This window comes from Micromonospora orduensis (assembly GCF_006228125.1).
Classification (GTDB): domain Bacteria; phylum Actinomycetota; class Actinomycetes; order Mycobacteriales; family Micromonosporaceae; genus Micromonospora; species Micromonospora orduensis.
In genome coordinates, this window is sequence record NZ_VDFY01000089.1 from 1 (window position 1) to 15539 (window position 15539).

15 protein-coding genes are annotated in these 15539 nt (G+C 71.8%); 9 read left to right on the forward strand and 6 right to left on the reverse strand.

All coding sequences use genetic code 11. From position 1 onward, the window contains the following. Both leuE and FHG89_RS04560 read right to left on the reverse strand, forming a co-directional pair. A partial coding sequence (gene leuE, locus FHG89_RS04555; protein WP_244295153.1) for a leucine efflux protein LeuE occupies positions 1-667 on the reverse strand: 667 nt, incomplete at its 3' end. Beyond that, entirely contained in the window at positions 667-1908 is a 1242-nt protein-coding gene (locus FHG89_RS04560) for a bifunctional pyridoxamine 5'-phosphate oxidase family protein/GNAT family N-acetyltransferase (RefSeq protein ID WP_139583052.1), read from the reverse strand. The genes leuE and FHG89_RS04560, both read right to left, overlap by 1 nt. 35 nt (positions 1909-1943) lie before the next feature. Between FHG89_RS04560 and FHG89_RS04565 the strand changes: the two genes are divergently transcribed. From FHG89_RS04565 to rny, 8 genes are all read left to right on the forward strand, one after another. Beyond that, positions 1944-3284: an aminotransferase class I/II-fold pyridoxal phosphate-dependent enzyme gene (locus FHG89_RS04565; protein WP_139583054.1), complete on the forward strand. Its 1341-nt coding sequence runs from the start codon at positions 1944-1946 to the stop codon at positions 3282-3284. A 239-nt stretch (positions 3285-3523) separates the two neighbouring features. Further along, positions 3524-4246 carry a UdgX family uracil-DNA binding protein gene (locus FHG89_RS04570; RefSeq protein WP_139583056.1) on the forward strand — a complete coding sequence of 241 codons (723 nt, stop codon included), beginning with the start codon at positions 3524-3526 and terminating at the stop codon, positions 4244-4246. A gap of 304 nt (positions 4247-4550) precedes the next feature. Then, the gene (locus tag FHG89_RS04575; protein ID WP_425280152.1) at positions 4551-5867 is read left to right on the forward strand and encodes an MFS transporter; all 1317 of its coding nucleotides are present in this window, start codon (positions 4551-4553) and stop codon (positions 5865-5867) included. Between the two features lie 4 nt (positions 5868-5871). Then, positions 5872-6072, forward strand: a complete 201-nt coding sequence (locus FHG89_RS04580; RefSeq protein WP_139583060.1) for a DUF3046 domain-containing protein — start codon at positions 5872-5874, stop codon at positions 6070-6072. A gap of 184 nt (positions 6073-6256) precedes the next feature. After that, complete coding sequence (gene recA / locus FHG89_RS04585) at positions 6257-7303, forward strand: recombinase RecA (RefSeq protein ID WP_139583061.1); 1047 nt, start codon at positions 6257-6259, stop codon at positions 7301-7303. Between the two features lie 14 nt (positions 7304-7317). After that, a complete protein-coding gene (locus tag FHG89_RS04590; protein WP_139583062.1) occupies positions 7318-8016 on the forward strand; it encodes a regulatory protein RecX in 699 nt (232 codons plus the stop codon). A 33-nt stretch (positions 8017-8049) separates the two neighbouring features. Further along, a complete protein-coding gene (locus FHG89_RS33545) occupies positions 8050-8496 on the forward strand; it encodes a 3-keto-5-aminohexanoate cleavage protein (protein ID WP_244295154.1) in 447 nt (148 codons plus the stop codon). A gap of 405 nt (positions 8497-8901) precedes the next feature. Continuing rightward, the gene (gene rny, locus FHG89_RS04600) at positions 8902-10668 is read left to right on the forward strand and encodes a ribonuclease Y (RefSeq protein WP_139583063.1); all 1767 of its coding nucleotides are present in this window, start codon (positions 8902-8904) and stop codon (positions 10666-10668) included. Between the two features lie 61 nt (positions 10669-10729). On the opposite strand, the gene FHG89_RS04605 is transcribed toward rny, so the two are convergent. The 4 genes from FHG89_RS04605 to FHG89_RS04620 all read right to left on the reverse strand — a co-directional run bounded on the left by FHG89_RS04605 (position 10730) and on the right by FHG89_RS04620 (position 14129). Continuing rightward, complete coding sequence (locus tag FHG89_RS04605) at positions 10730-11602, reverse strand: amino acid ABC transporter permease (protein ID WP_139583064.1); 873 nt, start codon at positions 11600-11602, stop codon at positions 10730-10732. Positions 11603-11645: 43 nt separating this feature from the next. After that, a complete protein-coding gene (locus FHG89_RS04610) occupies positions 11646-12302 on the reverse strand; it encodes an amino acid ABC transporter permease (RefSeq protein WP_139583066.1) in 657 nt (218 codons plus the stop codon). Between the two features lie 79 nt (positions 12303-12381). Beyond that, a complete protein-coding gene (locus FHG89_RS04615; protein WP_139583068.1) occupies positions 12382-13317 on the reverse strand; it encodes a glutamate ABC transporter substrate-binding protein in 936 nt (311 codons plus the stop codon). Between the two features lie 56 nt (positions 13318-13373). Next, on the reverse strand, positions 13374-14129 hold the full coding sequence (locus tag FHG89_RS04620; protein ID WP_139583069.1) for an amino acid ABC transporter ATP-binding protein: 756 nt from the start codon (positions 14127-14129) through the stop codon (positions 13374-13376). A gap of 194 nt (positions 14130-14323) precedes the next feature. Here FHG89_RS04620 and selD point away from each other — a divergent pair, with 194 nt between their 5' ends. Next, a complete protein-coding gene (selD, locus tag FHG89_RS04625; protein WP_139583070.1) occupies positions 14324-15313 on the forward strand; it encodes a selenide, water dikinase SelD in 990 nt (329 codons plus the stop codon). Positions 15314-15539: the final 226 nt, after the last annotated feature.

A 15539-nucleotide genomic window follows, 5' to 3' on the forward strand; every position in this document is an offset into this window, starting at 1 on the left:
CGTGCAGTACGCGATGACCGTCGATGAGTGGCCGAACGCACAGCTCAGGCTGCGGGAAAAGCTTCGACGCACGGCACCGGCGGCGTTGGCGGAACTGGGCGGCCAGGAACGTGCCCGCGAAGATCAACGCGGTCAGGTAGAGCGCGCTGGTCACCTGCGCGATCAGGCCGAGCAGCAGGAACGACAGCGCCGGCCAGGCGTAACCGGGGTCGACGAACTGGATGAAGAACGAGATGAAGAACAGGATCGCCTTCGGGTTCAGCAGGCTGATCACCAGCGCCTTGCGGAACGGGCTGCGCATCTCCGCCGGCTCGGCGGCGTCGATGAGCCGCGGCGCGGTCGGGTCGTTGCGGTCGCGCCAGCGCCGCCAGGCGCCGCGCAGCATGGTCACCCCGACATAACCGAGGTACGCGGCACCCACGTACTTGATCACCAGGAACACCGGGGGGTACGCCTTGAGCAGCGACGCCACCCCGGCGGCGGAGAGGAACATCAGCACCCCGTCGCCGACGAAGACCCCGCCCGCGGCCCGGTAACCGGCCCCCACACCGCGTTTGGCCGCGGTGGAGAGCACGAAGAGCGAGTTCGGCCCGGGCAGCAGGATGATGGCCACGGTGCCCAGCACGTACGTCCAGATGTCGGTGATCCCCAGCACGCCCGCCATCATCACGCCGCCGGTGCCGTGCGTCGAAGCTTTTCCCGCAGCCTGAGCTGTGCGTTCGGCCACTCATCGACGGTCATCGCGTACTGCACGGTGTCCCGCCACGAGCCGTCCGGGCGCTGCCGGTGCATCCGCAGCACGCCTTCCCGGGTGGCGCCGAGCCGTTCGATCGCCGCCTGCGAGCGGTCGTTGCGGATGTCGGTGTGCCAGGCGACCCGTACCGCTCCCAGCTCGTCGAAGGCCCGGCCGAGCAGCAGCAGCTTGGCCTCGGTGTTGATGCCGGTACGCCACCACGGTCGGCCGAGGAAGGTGTGTCCGATCGCCACCGACCGCCGTTCCGGGTCGATCTCGTAGTAGGACGTGGTGCCGACCACCGCCCCGGTCCTCGCGCAGCGCTGCACCCAGGGCACGCGCTCGCCGCGGTACTGGGCGTCCAGGGCGGCGGCGATCACCTCGGCGGTGCCGGCCGGCGTGGTGGGCCGCCGGACGCCCAGGTGCCGCCACACCTCGTCGTCGGCGGTGGCGGCGTGCAGGTCGTCGGTGTGCGCCAGGTCCAGCGGCTCCAGCAGGACGTGCCCACCGCGCAGCGGCGCCGGCTCGTGCCACGGTGTGCGGGCGGTCCGCAGGTACGTCGGCAGGGGCGCGGTGACCCCGGCGGCGGGTTGCGGCAGACCGGCGGTCAGCCGCAGCGGCAGGACGCCGGCCCAGTGCGGCAGGTGCAGGTCGGCGTCGTCCTCGCGGACCCCGCCGGTGCGGGACCGGACGGACACCTCGCGCAGGGGCAGCGCCAGCACGGCGGTCTCGGCCAGCTCGCGGCGGTTCGGCGGGCGGCTGTCCGCGCTGCGCCCCGCGCCTACCTTGTCGACAAGCGCGGTGAGCATGGCGCTCTTCTCGTGCTCGTCGGTGACCAGCCGGGCCGTGCCGAGCGCGACCATGGAACGGTAGTTGGCGCTGTGGTGGAACTGCGAGCGGGCGTAGACCAGACCGTCGAGCAACGTCACCGCGACGCAGACCGGCAGGCCGTCGCCCCGGGCGGCGAGCAGTGGCCGGCTGCCGGTGGAGCCGTGCAGGTAGAGGGTGTCGCCGATGCGGACGTGCAGGGTGGGCAGCACCCGTGGCTGGCCGTCGACGGTGAACCCGAGCGCGCAGTGGTACGCCTCGTCGAGTACGGCGTGCGCCGCTTCGCGGTCGTAGCTCATCCGGTCCCGGGAGCGGTGGGGGATGGTGCGGGCGGTGGGTGGGTACATCGCGCGCCCTTTCGTGCTAGTACAATCCTTGATTTGTGTCAGCACGCTATCAGTTCACCGGGTCCACGGCCGTCGCGATTTCGGCCAGCATCGAGTCGGGCATCCGTACCGACGCCCTGCCGCCCGGCACCACGCTGCCGCCGGTGCGGGCCCTCGCCACCGAGCTGGGCGTCAGCCCCGCCACCGTCGCCCGCGCCTACCAGGAGCTGCGCCAGCGCGGCCTGCTCGCAACCGCCGGCCGGCACGGCACCCGGGTGCGTCCCCGCCCTCCGGTGGCCGCCCGTCGCTCCGCGCTGCGCCCGTCCCCGCTGCCCGGAGCCCGTGACCTGTCCCGGGGCGAACCGGACCCGCTGCTGCTGCCCCCGCTCGGCCCGCACCTCGCGGCGCTCGCCGTCGACGTCGGCGCGCCGGTCGGCTACTCCCACGCCGGGGTGCTGCCCGAGCTGGCCGAGGCGGCCCGCGCCCGACTGGCCGCCGACGGCGTACCCGCCGGTGAACTGACCCTCACCGGTGGCGCGCTGGACGGCATCGAGCGGCTGCTCGGCGCCCACCTGCGCCCCGGCGACGCGGTCGCGGTGGAGGACCCGGGCTGGGCCAACCTGCTCGACCTGGTGGCCACGCTGGGGCTGCGCCCGATCGGCGTACCGCTCGACGACGAGGGGCCGCTGGTGGCCGGGGTGGCGTCCGCGCTCGCCGCCGGGGCGCGGGCGCTGGTGGTCACCAGCCGGGCGCAGAACCCGACAGGCGCGGCCGTGTCCGCCGCCCGTGCCGAGGCGCTGCGGACGCTGCTCGCCGACCGGCCCGACCTGCTGCTGATCGAGGACGACCACGCCGCCGAGCTGGCCGGCGTACCGCTGCATCCCCTGGCCGGCGCGACGCGGAGCTGGGCCTTCCTGCGCTCGGTGAGCAAGCCGTTCGGTCCGGACCTGCGGCTGGCCGTCCTGGTCGGTGACGAGACCACCGTGGCCAGGGTGGCCGGCCGGACGCGGGTCGGCGCCGGCTGGGTCTCCACCGTGCTGCAACGGCTGGTCCTCGCCCTCTGGCGGGACCCGGCGGTCGCCGACCTGGTGCGACGGGCGGGGGAGAGTTACGACCGGCGGCGCGACGGACTGCTGGCGGCGCTGGCGGAGCACGGCCTGACCGCCCACGGCCGCAGTGGCATCAACGTCTGGCTGCCGGTGGCGGACGAGACCAGCGCCGTGACCGCGCTGCGCGACGCCGGCTGGGCAGTGGCCCCCGGCGCGCTCTACCGGATCGCCGCCGCGCCGGCCCTGCGCATCACCATCAGCCCTCTGACCAACACCGACCTGCCCGTCCTGGCCGCCGCGCTGGCCGGTGCGGCCCGCCCGACGCCGCCGCCCGGATTCGCGGCCTGACCCCCACCCCGACCAGCGATCCGCGCGGTTCGGACCGGCCGGTACGGGTATGCCGGCGCCCGGAGGTGTGGGGGCATGGCCAATGGTGCAAGTCGTAAGGGGATCTGGATCGCGGTGGCGGCCGTGATCGTCATCATCGTCATCGTGTTGATCGCGGTGGCGTCCGGTGGCGACGGAGGCGGCAACGGGTACTGACCCGTATCCGGCAGCGGACCCGAAACGGGTATATAACAGTCGGCATGGCCGAGCAGACCGCCCCAGGCGCCCAGCGGTTCATCCCGCCGGACGCGGACACCATCGACGAGCTGCGGGCCGCGGCCGGTGGCTGCCGGGGGTGTGAGCTGTACCGGGACGCCTCGCAGACGGTCTTCGGCCGGGGTGACGAGAGCGCCCGGGTGGTGCTGGTCGGTGAGCAGCCCGGCGACATGGAGGACCAGAAGGGCCTGCCGTTCGTCGGCCCCGCCGGTCGGTTGCTGCGCCGCGCCGTCGACGACGCCAAGCTGGACCCGAAGCAGCTCTACCTGACAAACGCCGTGAAGCACTTCCGCTTCGAGCTGCGCGGCAGGCGGCGGATCCACCAGACCCCGGACCAGGTGCACATCACGGCGTGCCGGCCCTGGCTGGTGGCCGAGTTCGCCCGGCTGCGCCCGGACGTCGTGGTGGTGCTCGGCGCCACCGCCGCCAAGGCTCTGCTCGGCCCGTCGTTCCGGGTCACCCGGCAGCGGGGCGAGCTGCTGCCCTGGCCCGCGTCGGCCCAGCATCCCGAGGACTTCCAGCGGGTGCCGGTGGACAACGCCGGAGAGGTGGCCGACGCGCCACCGACCCGGCTGCTGGCCACCATCCACCCGTCGGCCGTGCTCCGCGCCGACGACCAGGACAAGGCGTACGAGGGCCTGGTCGCCGACCTCACCGTCGCCGCCCGCGCGCTCGCTGGGAAGCGGCGGGTCAACCGTTCGTCCTGACCCTGCTGAACTTCGCCGGGGACGCCCGCCGGCTGACACCCCTGCTCGCCCCAGCCGACACACCAGAACGAGGCAGCTGAACGACGTCTCACGGGTGCCCGTCCGCCCCACCGTTGCGTCGACCAACCGCGCCCCACCAAGATCCGCGCAACTTCAGGGGAAATGCTGCTTCCCGGCGCGCTGAGGCAGCAGCTTTCCTGAAGTTGCGCGGATCTTGCAGGTGGTGCGGTGGCGCGGCGGTGCGGGCAGCGGGCGGCGGAACGGGTGCGCGAGGATGGGTAATCCCCATCCTGAGGAGCGCACGATGGCCACCAACCTGACCGCGCCGCAGATCACCGTCCGGTCCGACGTCGCGCCGATCCAGCGGCGCACCATGCGACTGCTCTTCGGCACCCAGATCATCGGCGGCATCGGCGTCACCATCGGCATCTCCGTCGGCGCGCTGCTCGCCGCCCGGATCGCCGGCACCGCGATGGCGGGTGTCGCGCAGAGCGCCGGGGTGGTCGGCGCGGCGCTGCTGGCCGTCCCGGTCACCCGGATCATGGCGCGGCACGGCCGCCGGCCCGGCCTGGTGCTGGCGTACACCCTGGGCGCCGTCGGTGGCGTCCTGGTGGTGCTGGCGGCGGCCACCCGCTCGGTGCCGCTGCTCTTCCTCGGCATGCTGCTCTTCGGCGGGGGCACGGCCGCGAACCTCCAGGCCCGCTACACGGCGGTGGATCTCGCCGAGCCCGCCCGCCGTGGCCGGCAGCTCTCCCTGATCGTCTGGGCCACCACCATCGGCGCGGTGGCCGCGCCGAACTTCGCCGCGCTTGCCGACCGGGCCACCACCGGCTGGGGGCTGCCGCCGCTGGCCGGCCCGTTCGCGTTCAGCGCCGCCGCGTTCGTGCTGGCTGCCGTCGTACTCCTCGGGTTGCTCCGGCCCGACCCGCTGCTCACCGCGCGCCGGCTCGCGGCGGTCGACGCGCCCGTGCCGCCGGCCGCCGCGCCGGTCGGTGTGCGCGCGCCGCGCGGCGCCGGGATGCGGCTGGCCTGGTCGGTGGTACGCGGGCGGCCCGCCGCCCGCCTCGGCATCGCCGCGGTGGCGGTGGGGCACCTGGTGATGGTGGCGGTGATGTCGATGACCCCGGTCCGGCTCGGTGAGTCGCACGCCGACGCCGACGTGCTGCGGCTGGTCGGCATCGTGTTGAGTCTGCACATCGCCGGCATGTACGCGTTCTCGCCGGTGGTGGGCTGGCTCACCGACCGGCTCGGCCGGCGGGCGGTGATCCTCGGCGGGGTCGGGCTGCTGCTGGCCGCCTGTGCGGTCGCCGGCACCGCCGGGCACCACACGCCCCGGCTCTCGGTCGGCCTGGTCCTGCTCGGGCTGGGCTGGTCGGGGACCATGGTGGCCGGCTCGACGCTGCTCTCCGAGTCGGTGCCGGCCGGTGTGCGGCCGAGCGTCCAGGGTTTCTCGGACCTGGTCATGGGGCTGGCGGGGGCCGGCGCCGCGGTGCTCAGTGGGTTTGTCATGCAGATCGCCGGTTATCCGGTGCTCGCCCTGCTCGCGGCGGTCGCGACCGTGCCCCTGGTGGCGCTAGCGTTGCGCCCGGTGCCGACCGGGGCGCCGGACGAGGAGGGCTGATCACGTGCGCTTGACCGACTTCTGGGCGCGGTTGGAGGAGGCGTTCGGGCCGGGGTACGCGGCCAGCATCGCCCGCGACCAGGTGCTGTCCCAGCTCGGTGGACGGACCGTCGAGCAGGCGCTGGCGTCGGGTGAGCAGACCCACGTGGTGTGGCGGGCGGTCTGCGCCGCGTACCCCGACCGGGTGCCCGCGCGACTACGCTGAGCAGCCTTTTCGCCGCTTCCGCGTGTCGCTTGCCGAGTCGTACACCTGTTCGGCTATTGTCCACAGCGGGGTGCTCGTCCACAGCTCGCGGCCCGTCGGCTGGTTTTCTGTCGGACCCAGCGCCTAGCGTGTCCGCGTGACGCGAAGCTCAGCAAAGACGCCGGCGAAGGCAGGGGTGGCAACCATGGCAGCAGGGCCTGACCGGGAGAAGGCACTCGACCTTGCTCTCGCTCAGATCGACAAGCAATTCGGCAAGGGCTCGGTGATGCGGCTGGGGGAGCGGCCGGTCATCCAGACCGCCGTGATCCCGACCGGTTCCATCGCGCTCGACGTGGCGCTCGGCGTGGGTGGCCTGCCACGGGGCCGGGTGGTCGAGGTCTACGGTCCCGAGTCCAGCGGTAAGACCACTGTGGCTCTGCACGCGGTGGCCAACGCCCAGCGAGCCGGTGGCATCGCGGCCTTCATCGACGCCGAGCACGCGCTCGACCCGGAGTACGCGAAGGCCCTCGGTGTCGACACCGACGCGATGCTGGTCTCCCAGCCGGACACCGGCGAGCAGGCGCTGGAGATCGCGGACATGCTGATCCGCTCCGGCGCCCTGGACATCATCGTGATCGACTCGGTGGCGGCCCTGGTGCCGCGTGCCGAGATCGAGGGCGAGATGGGCGACAGCCACGTGGGTCTCCAGGCCCGGCTGATGAGCCAGGCGCTGCGGAAGATCACCGGTGTGCTCAGCAACACCGGCACCACGGCGATCTTCATCAACCAGCTGCGCGAAAAGATCGGCGTGATGTTCGGCAGCCCGGAGACCACGACCGGTGGTCGGGCTCTGAAGTTCTACGCCTCGGTCCGGCTCGACGTGCGACGCATCGAGAGCCTCAAGGACGGCACCGACGTGGTCGGTAACCGCACCCGGGTCAAGGTCGTGAAGAACAAGGTGGCCGCGCCGTTCAAGCAGGCCGAGTTCGACATCATGTACGGCAAGGGCATCTCGCGTGAGGGCTCGCTGATCGACGTCGGCGTGGAGCAGGCGATCATCCGCAAGTCCGGAGCGTGGTACACGTACGACGGCGACCAGCTCGGCCAGGGCAAGGAGAAGGCCCGGGAGTTCCTGAAGGAGAACCCGGACGTGGCCGCCGAGATCGAGAAGAAGATCCTGGAGAAGCTCGGCGTCGGGGTCGGCGCGAGCGACGCCGCCGGTGGCCCCGAGCTGCCGCCTGTCGACTTCTGACCGGTCGCTGACCGATGGCAGGACGACGCGCCCGTACGGGGCGGGGCTGGGATGCCAGCCCACCCCGTACGGGCGACGCCGCCGATCCGCCGCGTCCCCGCCGGGGTCGCCGTGACCGCTCCGATGAGGGTGAGGCCGCCGCGCCTTCGGCGCCGCCGCGCGACGAGTCGGAGGTGGCCCGCGAGATATGTCTGCGCCAGCTCGCCGTTCGACCGCGTACCCGCGCCGAGCTGGCCGGTGCACTGGCCAAGCGGGGCATCTCCGAGCAGGTCTCGGCCGAGGTGCTCGACCGGTACGACGAGGTCGGCATCATCGACGACGCGGCGTTCGCCCGCGCCTGGGTGTCCAGCCGGCACTCCGGGCGTGGTCTGGCCCGCCGCGCGCTCGCCAACGAGTTGCGCCGCAAGGGCGTCGACGGCGAGGTGGCCACCGAGGCGCTCGGCGAGCTGGACGAGGAGACCGAGGCGGAGACCGCCCGTGCCCTGGTGGACCGCAAGCTGCGTACCGCCCGGGGTGAGCCCGACGCGGTCTTCCGTCGGCTGGTGGGCATGCTGGCCCGCAAGGGTTACCCGCCTGGCGTGGCGATCCGGGCGGTGAAGGACGCCCTCGCCGCGCAGAGCGCCGAGGCGGCCGAGTTCGCCGAGCAGATCGACGCCGACGCGCTGGCCGACGCCGAGGGCGACCTGGAACGCGACAGCCGTCCGCTCGACTGAGTGGTGCGGTGGGGATGACCCGATGCTGAAAGCGTGTCTGAACGGCCAGCGCAGCCGAGCTGCCATCAGGCCGTGCCGGTCACCCCGGCGGAGCTGGCCGCCGACGCGGCCCGCTGCGCCGCGCTGGGCGTCGCGGCCGTGCACGTCCACCCCAGGGACGCGGCCGGCGTCGAGTCGCTGCGCCCGGCGGTGATCGCCGACGCGCTCACGGCGATCCGTACCGCCCGGCCGGGCCTGCCGGTGGGGGTGAGCACCGGTGCCTGGATACCCGGATCGAGCACGATCTTGGCGGGTCGAGCACGATCTTGGCGCGGCCCGAGTCCGACGAGGAGCCGGGTGCGCGCGGAGGGGTCGTTGGTGTCACACGTCGGCTGCCTGCGAGACTCCACTCCGGCACTGAACAGGCACGACATCCCTGTCGAGGCCGCCGCCTCGCCGCGTTTGTCCCCCGGTGTCCGACCCGGTATCAGCATGGAGTGACGTCGCAACTTCGCTCCGTTCGGGGGGTTTGATCATGAGTCCTTGACCTGAGCACCCCCGGCGACCTAGCCTCGCCATACAGGCTCACATTGCCCGACCAGCGCAGGCTAAGCGCACAACATAGATCGCGTAACAGAACAGCATCACTTTGGCCGACTCCACGGCCTTTGGCGGCAGTCCGGACAGGCCGGTCCGGTGCTCCGCGACAACTGCACCCGGTCGCCGACGATGCCCGAGGGCACCGCCGGCGGAGAGAGCTACCCACGGCCAGCCGCTCCGGTCGGGCGTCCACAGCCGCAGGAGTGTGCCCGCCGGGCACGGTCGCTGCGGTGGCGAACGTTCAGGGGAGGCGGCCATGGCGGGGCGGCGGCACAGGTTCACCGGTAGACCCCACGGGGTCCCGGCATGAACGCCTTCGACGTCGCGCTCCTCGCGGCAGTCCTCATCCTCGCGGCGGTGGTGATCGGGGCGGTGCTCGTCGGCGTCCGGACGCTGCGCCGGATGGGTTCGGCGCCGGCCCCGGAGGACCCGGCGTTCATCGCCGAGAAGGACCGGCAGGAGCAGTCCCTGGCCGCCCTGCGCAACGCGGCCGACCAGGCGAACAGCACCATCGACGTGGCGAAGTCCGCCGCGGCCGCGGCGCGTGCCGAGGCGGCGGCGGCGAAGGCCGAGGCGAAGGCGGCCCGGGCCGAGGCCCGGCGGGTGCTCGACGACGCCCGCGCCGAAGCGGACACGGTGCTGGAACGCGCGCACAAGCAGGCCGAGGCGGACGCCGAGCAGCTCCGCGCCACCGCCCGGCGCAGCGGCGAGCGGGAGGTCGCGGTGCTGGCCGCCACCACCCGGGAGCAGGCGGCCGAGGTGGAGCGCCGTGCCGCCCGGATGGACGAGCGGGAGCGGCTGCACACCGAGGAGGTGGAGCGCTTCGCCGAGCGGGAGCGGCAGCTCACCGAGGCGCGGGCCGCGCTCGCCGCCCGGGAGTCCGCGCTCGCCCAGCGGGAGGCCGAGCTGGCCGAGGTGGAGGAGCTGCGCCGCCGGGAGCTGGAACGGGTCGCCGGCCTCACCGCCGACGCGGCCCGGCTGGAGCTGATCGAGGCGATCGAGACGCAGGCCAAGCGGGAGGCCGCGCTCCTGGTGCGCGACATCGAGGCCGACGCGCGCGGCACCGCCGAGCAGCGGGCCCGGCACATCGTGGTGGACGCCATCCAGCGGGTGGCCAGCGAGCAGACCGCGGAGAGCGTGGTCAGCGTCCTGCACCTGCCCGGTGACGAGATGAAGGGCCGGATCATCGGCCGGGAGGGGCGCAACATCCGCGCCTTCGAGTCGGTGACCGGGGTCAACCTGATCATCGACGACACCCCGGAGGCGGTGCTGCTCTCCTGCTTCGACCCGGTCCGCCGTGAGGTGGGCCGGCTCACCCTGGAGAAGCTGGTGCTGGACGGACGGATCCACCCGCACCGCATCGAGGAGGTCTACGACCTGGCCCGCCAGGAGGTCGAGCAGCTCTGCCTGCGCGCCGCCGAGGACGCCCTGGTCGAGGTCGGCATCACCGAGATCCATCCGGAGCTGATCACCCTGCTGGGCCGGCTGCGCTACCGCACGTCGTACGGGCAGAACGTGCTCAAGCACCTCGTGGAAACCGCGCACATCGCCGGCATCATGGCCGCCGAGCTGCGACTGGACGTACCCATCATCAAGCGGTCGGCGTTCCTGCACGACATCGGCAAGGCCCTCACCCACGAGGTGGAGGGCAGCCACGCCATCATCGGCGCCGACCTGGCCCGCAAGTACGGCGAGCACGAGGACGTGGTGCACGCCATCGAGGCGCACCACAACGAGGTGCCGCCGCAGACCATCGAGGCCGTGCTCACCCAGGCGTCCGATGCCTGCTCCGGCGGCCGGCCGGGCGCGCGGCGCGAAAGCCTGGAGGCGTACGTCAAGCGGCTGGAGCGGATCGAGGAGATCGCGGCCGGCAAGCTCGGCGTGGACAAGGTCTTCGCCATGCAGGCCGGCCGGGAGATCCGGGTGATGGTCAAGCCCGACGACGTGGACGACATCGGGGCGGCGGTGCTGGCCCGCGACGTGGCCAAGCAGATCGAGGAGGAGCTGACCTACCCGGGTCAGATCCGGGTGACGGTGGTCCGCGAGTCCCGGGTCACCGAGATCGCCCGCTGACCCACGAACAGACGACGGGCGGGTGGCATCGCCACCCGCCCGTCGTCTGTTGCGGTTCCGGTCAGATCATCCGCGCGGCGTCCTCGCCGGCGTCCTGGGCGGGCAGCACCTTCGCGGCGGTGCGCGGGGTGCGGCCCATCCGCTTCTGCAACCACCAGGCCAGCACCGACAGCGCGCCGCAGATGGCGATGTAGATCGCCGCCACGATCAGGTACGTCGGCACGTACGGCAGCCCGAACGGCAACCGGCCGCCGATCTGCTTACCGACGAAGAGCAGCTCGGGGTACGTGATGATGAAGCCCAGCGCGGTGTCCTTGAGCAGCACGACGAGCTGGCTGACGATCGCCGGGAGCATCGACCGGACCGCCTGCGGCAGCAGGATCAGCCGCAGCACCTGGTTCTTGCGCATGCCTATCGCGTACGCGCCCTCGGTCTGCCCGTACGGCACCGCGTTGATGCCGGCCCGGAAGATCTCCGCGAGCACCGAGCCGTTGTAGAGCATCAGCCCGATGACCAGCGCCCACAGCTTGTCGATCGACCAGCCGTACTGCAACGGCACGTAGTAGCCGAAGAAGATCAGGATCAGCAGGGGGATGGCCCGGAACAGCTCGACCACGAACGTCGCCGGGGTCCGCAGGATCCACTTGTCGCTCAGTCGGGCGCTGGCGAACACCGCGCCGAACAGCAGCGCCAGGACCGCGGCGATGCCGGCGGCCTTCAGCGTCGCCCACAGGCCGCCGAGCAGTTCGCGTTGCACCGAGGCGTACTGGAACTGCTCCCACTTGCGGGCCTCGAACTGGCCGGTGTCGGCGAACTTGTAGCCGATGAAGGCGAGCAGGGCGATGATGCCGGCCGTGGAGACGACACCCAGGATCGCGTTGCGCCGCTTGGCGCGGGGACCGGGCAGGTCGTAGAGGATCGACGCCTGGCTCAACTCAGCCACCCTTCGTTCGCGGCCGTGCGGCTCGCCAGCCCGCTCATCGGGCCACTCTCCACTTGCGCTCCAGGAAGCGCTGCAACGCCACAAGCGGCAGGATCAGGATCAGGAAGCCGATGGTGATCCAGAGCAGCACGGCGAACTGCGGCTCGCCCCGCTCGGCCATGTACGCGGGGATCGCGCCGGCCTCCAGCACCGAGAAACCGGCGGCGATTGTGGTGTTCTTCAGCATCGCGATGAAGACGCTCATCATCGGCGGGACCATCGCCCGCAGCGCCTGCGGAAGCACGATGAGCGTGAGCACCTGACCGAAGGTCATGCCCAGGGCGCGGGCCGCCTCCGCCTGCCCGGCGGCGACCGTGTTGACGCCGGAGCGGATCACCTCGCACACGAACGCCGACGTGTAGACGGTCAGCGCGATGGCGGCGCTGGCGAAGTAGTCGATGTTGACGTCCAGCTTCGGCACCGCGAACACGAGGAACGCGAAGACCAACGTCAGGGGGGTGTTGCGCACCAGGTTGACGTACGTGGCGCCGAACGACCGCAGCGCCGGCACGGGGGAGACCCGCATCGCGCCGAGCAGCGTGCCGAGGACGAGGCTGCCGACCGCGGCGATCAGGAAAAGTTTGACGGTGTTGGTGAACCCGTCAACGAACAGTTGCCCGTTGTCCGTCAGTACGCGGAAGAACTCGCCCATGCCTCGCTCTCAGTCCTCGGACGGGCGCCGGACGGGGACGAACCCCGCCCGGCGCCGCAACTCGTGTCGAGCCGGTCGGTCAGTACCGCTCGAGGGTGGGCGGGGTGCCCGCCGAGCCGGACAGGCCGAGCGTGCCGTCGTAGATCTTCTGCCAGGTGCCGTTGCCGAACGACGCCTCGATCTGGTTGTTGACGTAGTCGCGCAGCGCCTTGTCGTCCTTCGGCAGGCCGATGCCGTACTTCTCGGTGCTGAACGGCTGGCCGACCACCTTGAGCTCACCCGGGCTCTGCGCCGCGTAGCCCTTGAGGATCGCGTCGTCGGTGGTGACGGCGTCGACCTTCTTGTCGAGCAGCTGCGAGACGCACTCCGAGTAGGTCTTGAACTCGACGATGTTGTCGGGCTCGGTCAGGCCCTCGTCGCGGACCCTCTGGATCGGCGTCGAGCCGGTGGCCGAGCACACCTTCTTGCCCTTGAGGGTGTCCTTGCCGGTGATCGACGTCTCGTCCTTGCGGACCAGCAGGTCCTGACCGGCGACGAAGTACGGGCCGGCGAAGGAGATGTCGTTCTTGCGCTTGTCGGTGATCGAGTAGGTGCCGACGTAGTAGTCGACCTCACCACCCTTGATCGCGGTCTCCCGGTTGGCCGACGCGATCTCCTTGTACTCGATCTTCGCCGGGTCGATGCCGAGGGTGCTGGCAACGTACTGGGCGATCTCGATGTCGAAGCCGCACCGCTTGCCCTGGGCGTCCTTGTAGCCGAGGTTCGGCTGGTCGAACTTGACCCCGACGGAGACCTTGCCGGCCGCCTTGATCTTCTCGAAGGTCGGACTGCCGGCGATGGCCGCGTCCGTCTTCGGGGTGAAGGTCGCGCCGGAGCTCTTGCAGGTGTCGGACTGGGCGGCGCCGGAGGCGTTGCCGCCCGCGCTCGGGGTCGGCTCGCCCTCCTTGCCGCAGGCCGCGGCCGACAGGGCGAGGGACGCCATCATGGCGACCGCCGCCACGCGCTTCATACGCATACTCTTCTCCTTCTTCGACGAGCCCGCCGGTGGTCGGCGCGCTCCACTACGAACGCCTAGTGCGTGAGGATTTTGGAGAGGAAGTCCTTCGCCCGGTCGCTGCGCGGGTTCTCGAAGAACTCCGCCGGGGAGGCGTCCTCGACGAGCTTGCCGTCGGCCATGAAGATGACCCGGTTGGCGGCGTGCCGGGCGAAGCCCATCTCGTGGGTCACCACGACCATCGTCATGCCGTCGCGGGCCAGCGCGGTCATCACGTCCAGCACCTCGCCGACCATCTCCGGGTCCAGGGCGCTGGTGGGCTCGTCGAAGAGCATGGCCTTGGGCTGCATGGCCAGCGCGCGGGCGATGGCCGCCCGCTGCTGCTGGCCGCCGGAGAGCTGGGCGGGGAACTTGTCCGCCTGGTTGGCGATGCCGACCCGGTCGAGCAGGGCCAGGCCGCGCTCGCGGGCGGCGGCCGGCTTCTCCTTGCGGACCTTCACGGGGCCGAGAGTGACGTTCTCGAGGATGGTCTTGTGCGCGAAGAGGTTGAAGGACTGGAACACCATGCCCACCTCGCTGCGCAGCTTGGCGAGCGGCTTGCCCTCGGCCGGCAGTGGCTGCCCGTCGAAGGTGATGGTGCCGGAGTTGATCGGTTCCAGTCGGTTGATGGCGCGGCACAGCGTCGACTTGCCGGAGCCGGACGGGCCGATCACCACGACCACCTCGCCCCGACCCACCGACAGTGAGACGTCGTCCAGCACGTGCAGCGGTCCGAACCACTTGTTGACCGCGTCCAGCACGATGAGCGGTTCGCCCGTCGTCACGTCGTTCACCGTCCCTGTCGTCTCCCGGAGCGGGGTCGGTTGACCCCCGGTGCGGCCACTGTAGGCGGCGTGATGTGGCAGAACGCAACCCAGCGGGTCACGGAGCGGTAACACCGGTCACGATCGTTGTCGGTCGTCCGATTCCGCTGACCGTGCGAGGCGCAACGGTGGCGGGACGCCCCCGTTGTCGAGATCATGGGGGGATGACCGATCGGGTACGGCTGACCGCGTACGCCCGCGGTGGTGGGTGCGCCTGCAAGATCCCGCCGGGCGAGCTGGAGATCATGGTGGCCGGTCTCGGCCCGGCGACCGGCACCGCCGAGCTGCTGGTCGGGTTGGACCACGGCGACGACGCGGCAGTGGTGCGCCTGGACGAGCGGACCGGCCTGGTCAGCACCGCCGACTTCTTCACCCCGGTCGTCGACGACGCGTACGACTGGGGCCGGATCGCCGCGGCCAACGCGCTCTCCGACGTGTACGCGATGGGCGGCACCCCGCTTGTCGCGCTCAACCTGCTCTGCTGGCCGCGCGACGTCCTGCCGTTGGAGTTGGCCCGCGAGGTGCTGCGTGGCGGTCAGGACGTGGCCCGTACGGCCGGTTGCCACCTGGCCGGCGGGCACAGCGTGGACGACGAGGGCCCCAAGTACGGGCTGGCGGTGACCGGCACCGTCCGCCCCGAGGAGCTGATCACTCTCGACGCCGGTCGGGCCGGGCTGCCGCTGTCGTTGACCAAGCCGCTCGGTGTGGGCGTGCTGAACACCCGGCACAAGGCCACCGGTGAGAGCTTCCCGGAGGCGGTCGCCACGATGAGCGCGCTCAACTCCGACGCCGCCCGCGCGGCGGTCGCCGCCGGCATCCGGTGCGGCACCGACGTGACCGGGTTCGGGCTGCTCGGGCACGCGTCGAAGCTGGCCCGCGCCAGCCAGCTCACGGTGGCCATCGACACCGCACGGGTGCCCTATCTGGCGGGCGCCCGGGAGGCGCTGCGCGACGGGTACGTCAGCGGCGGCAGCCGGCGCAACCTGGACTGGGTGACCCCGTGGACCGACTTCGGAGCGGCGGACGAGGCTGAACGGTTGCTGCTGGCCGACGCCCAGACCTCCGGTGGCCTGCTGGTCGCCGGTGAGGTGCCGGGCGCTCCCGTGGTGGGCGAGTTGCTGCCCCGGAGCGAGCACCTCGTCGTCCTGCGCTGACCGTCGCGGGGACGGACGTCGGACACGCGGTGGCGGTGGCGCGGATCGCACACCGTACCCGATAAACTGTCACCTTCCCGCTACTCGGAGCAATGCCGCTCAGGGAAATTTTGCCCGGAATGGTCACAGACCGGTAACTTGCCCCCGGCTGGGGTCAAATGCCCCCCACCATCGTCAGTAAGGCCCGATCCGGAGGCCGGTGGGACGAACGCAGCGAGGAGGCGGA

Excerpts from the sequence above, each read along its gene's own strand:
- FHG89_RS04560 (WP_139583052.1), bottom strand. The coding sequence starts at position 1,908 with ATGTACCCACCCACCGCCCGCACCATCCCCCACCGCTCCCGGGACCGG.
- FHG89_RS04570 (WP_139583056.1), top strand. The coding sequence starts at position 3,524 with ATGGCCGAGCAGACCGCCCCAGGCGCCCAGCGGTTCATCCCGCCGGAC.
- FHG89_RS04575 (WP_425280152.1), top strand. The coding sequence starts at position 4,551 with ATGGCCACCAACCTGACCGCGCCGCAGATCACCGTCCGGTCCGACGTC.
- recA (WP_139583061.1), top strand. The coding sequence starts at position 6,257 with ATGGCAGCAGGGCCTGACCGGGAGAAGGCACTCGACCTTGCTCTCGCT.
- FHG89_RS04590 (WP_139583062.1), top strand. The coding sequence starts at position 7,318 with ATGGCAGGACGACGCGCCCGTACGGGGCGGGGCTGGGATGCCAGCCCA.
- rny (WP_139583063.1), top strand. The coding sequence starts at position 8,902 with ATGAACGCCTTCGACGTCGCGCTCCTCGCGGCAGTCCTCATCCTCGCG.
- FHG89_RS04610 (WP_139583066.1), bottom strand. The coding sequence starts at position 12,302 with ATGGGCGAGTTCTTCCGCGTACTGACGGACAACGGGCAACTGTTCGTT.
- FHG89_RS04615 (WP_139583068.1), bottom strand. The coding sequence starts at position 13,317 with ATGCGTATGAAGCGCGTGGCGGCGGTCGCCATGATGGCGTCCCTCGCC.
- selD (WP_139583070.1), top strand. The coding sequence starts at position 14,324 with ATGACCGATCGGGTACGGCTGACCGCGTACGCCCGCGGTGGTGGGTGC.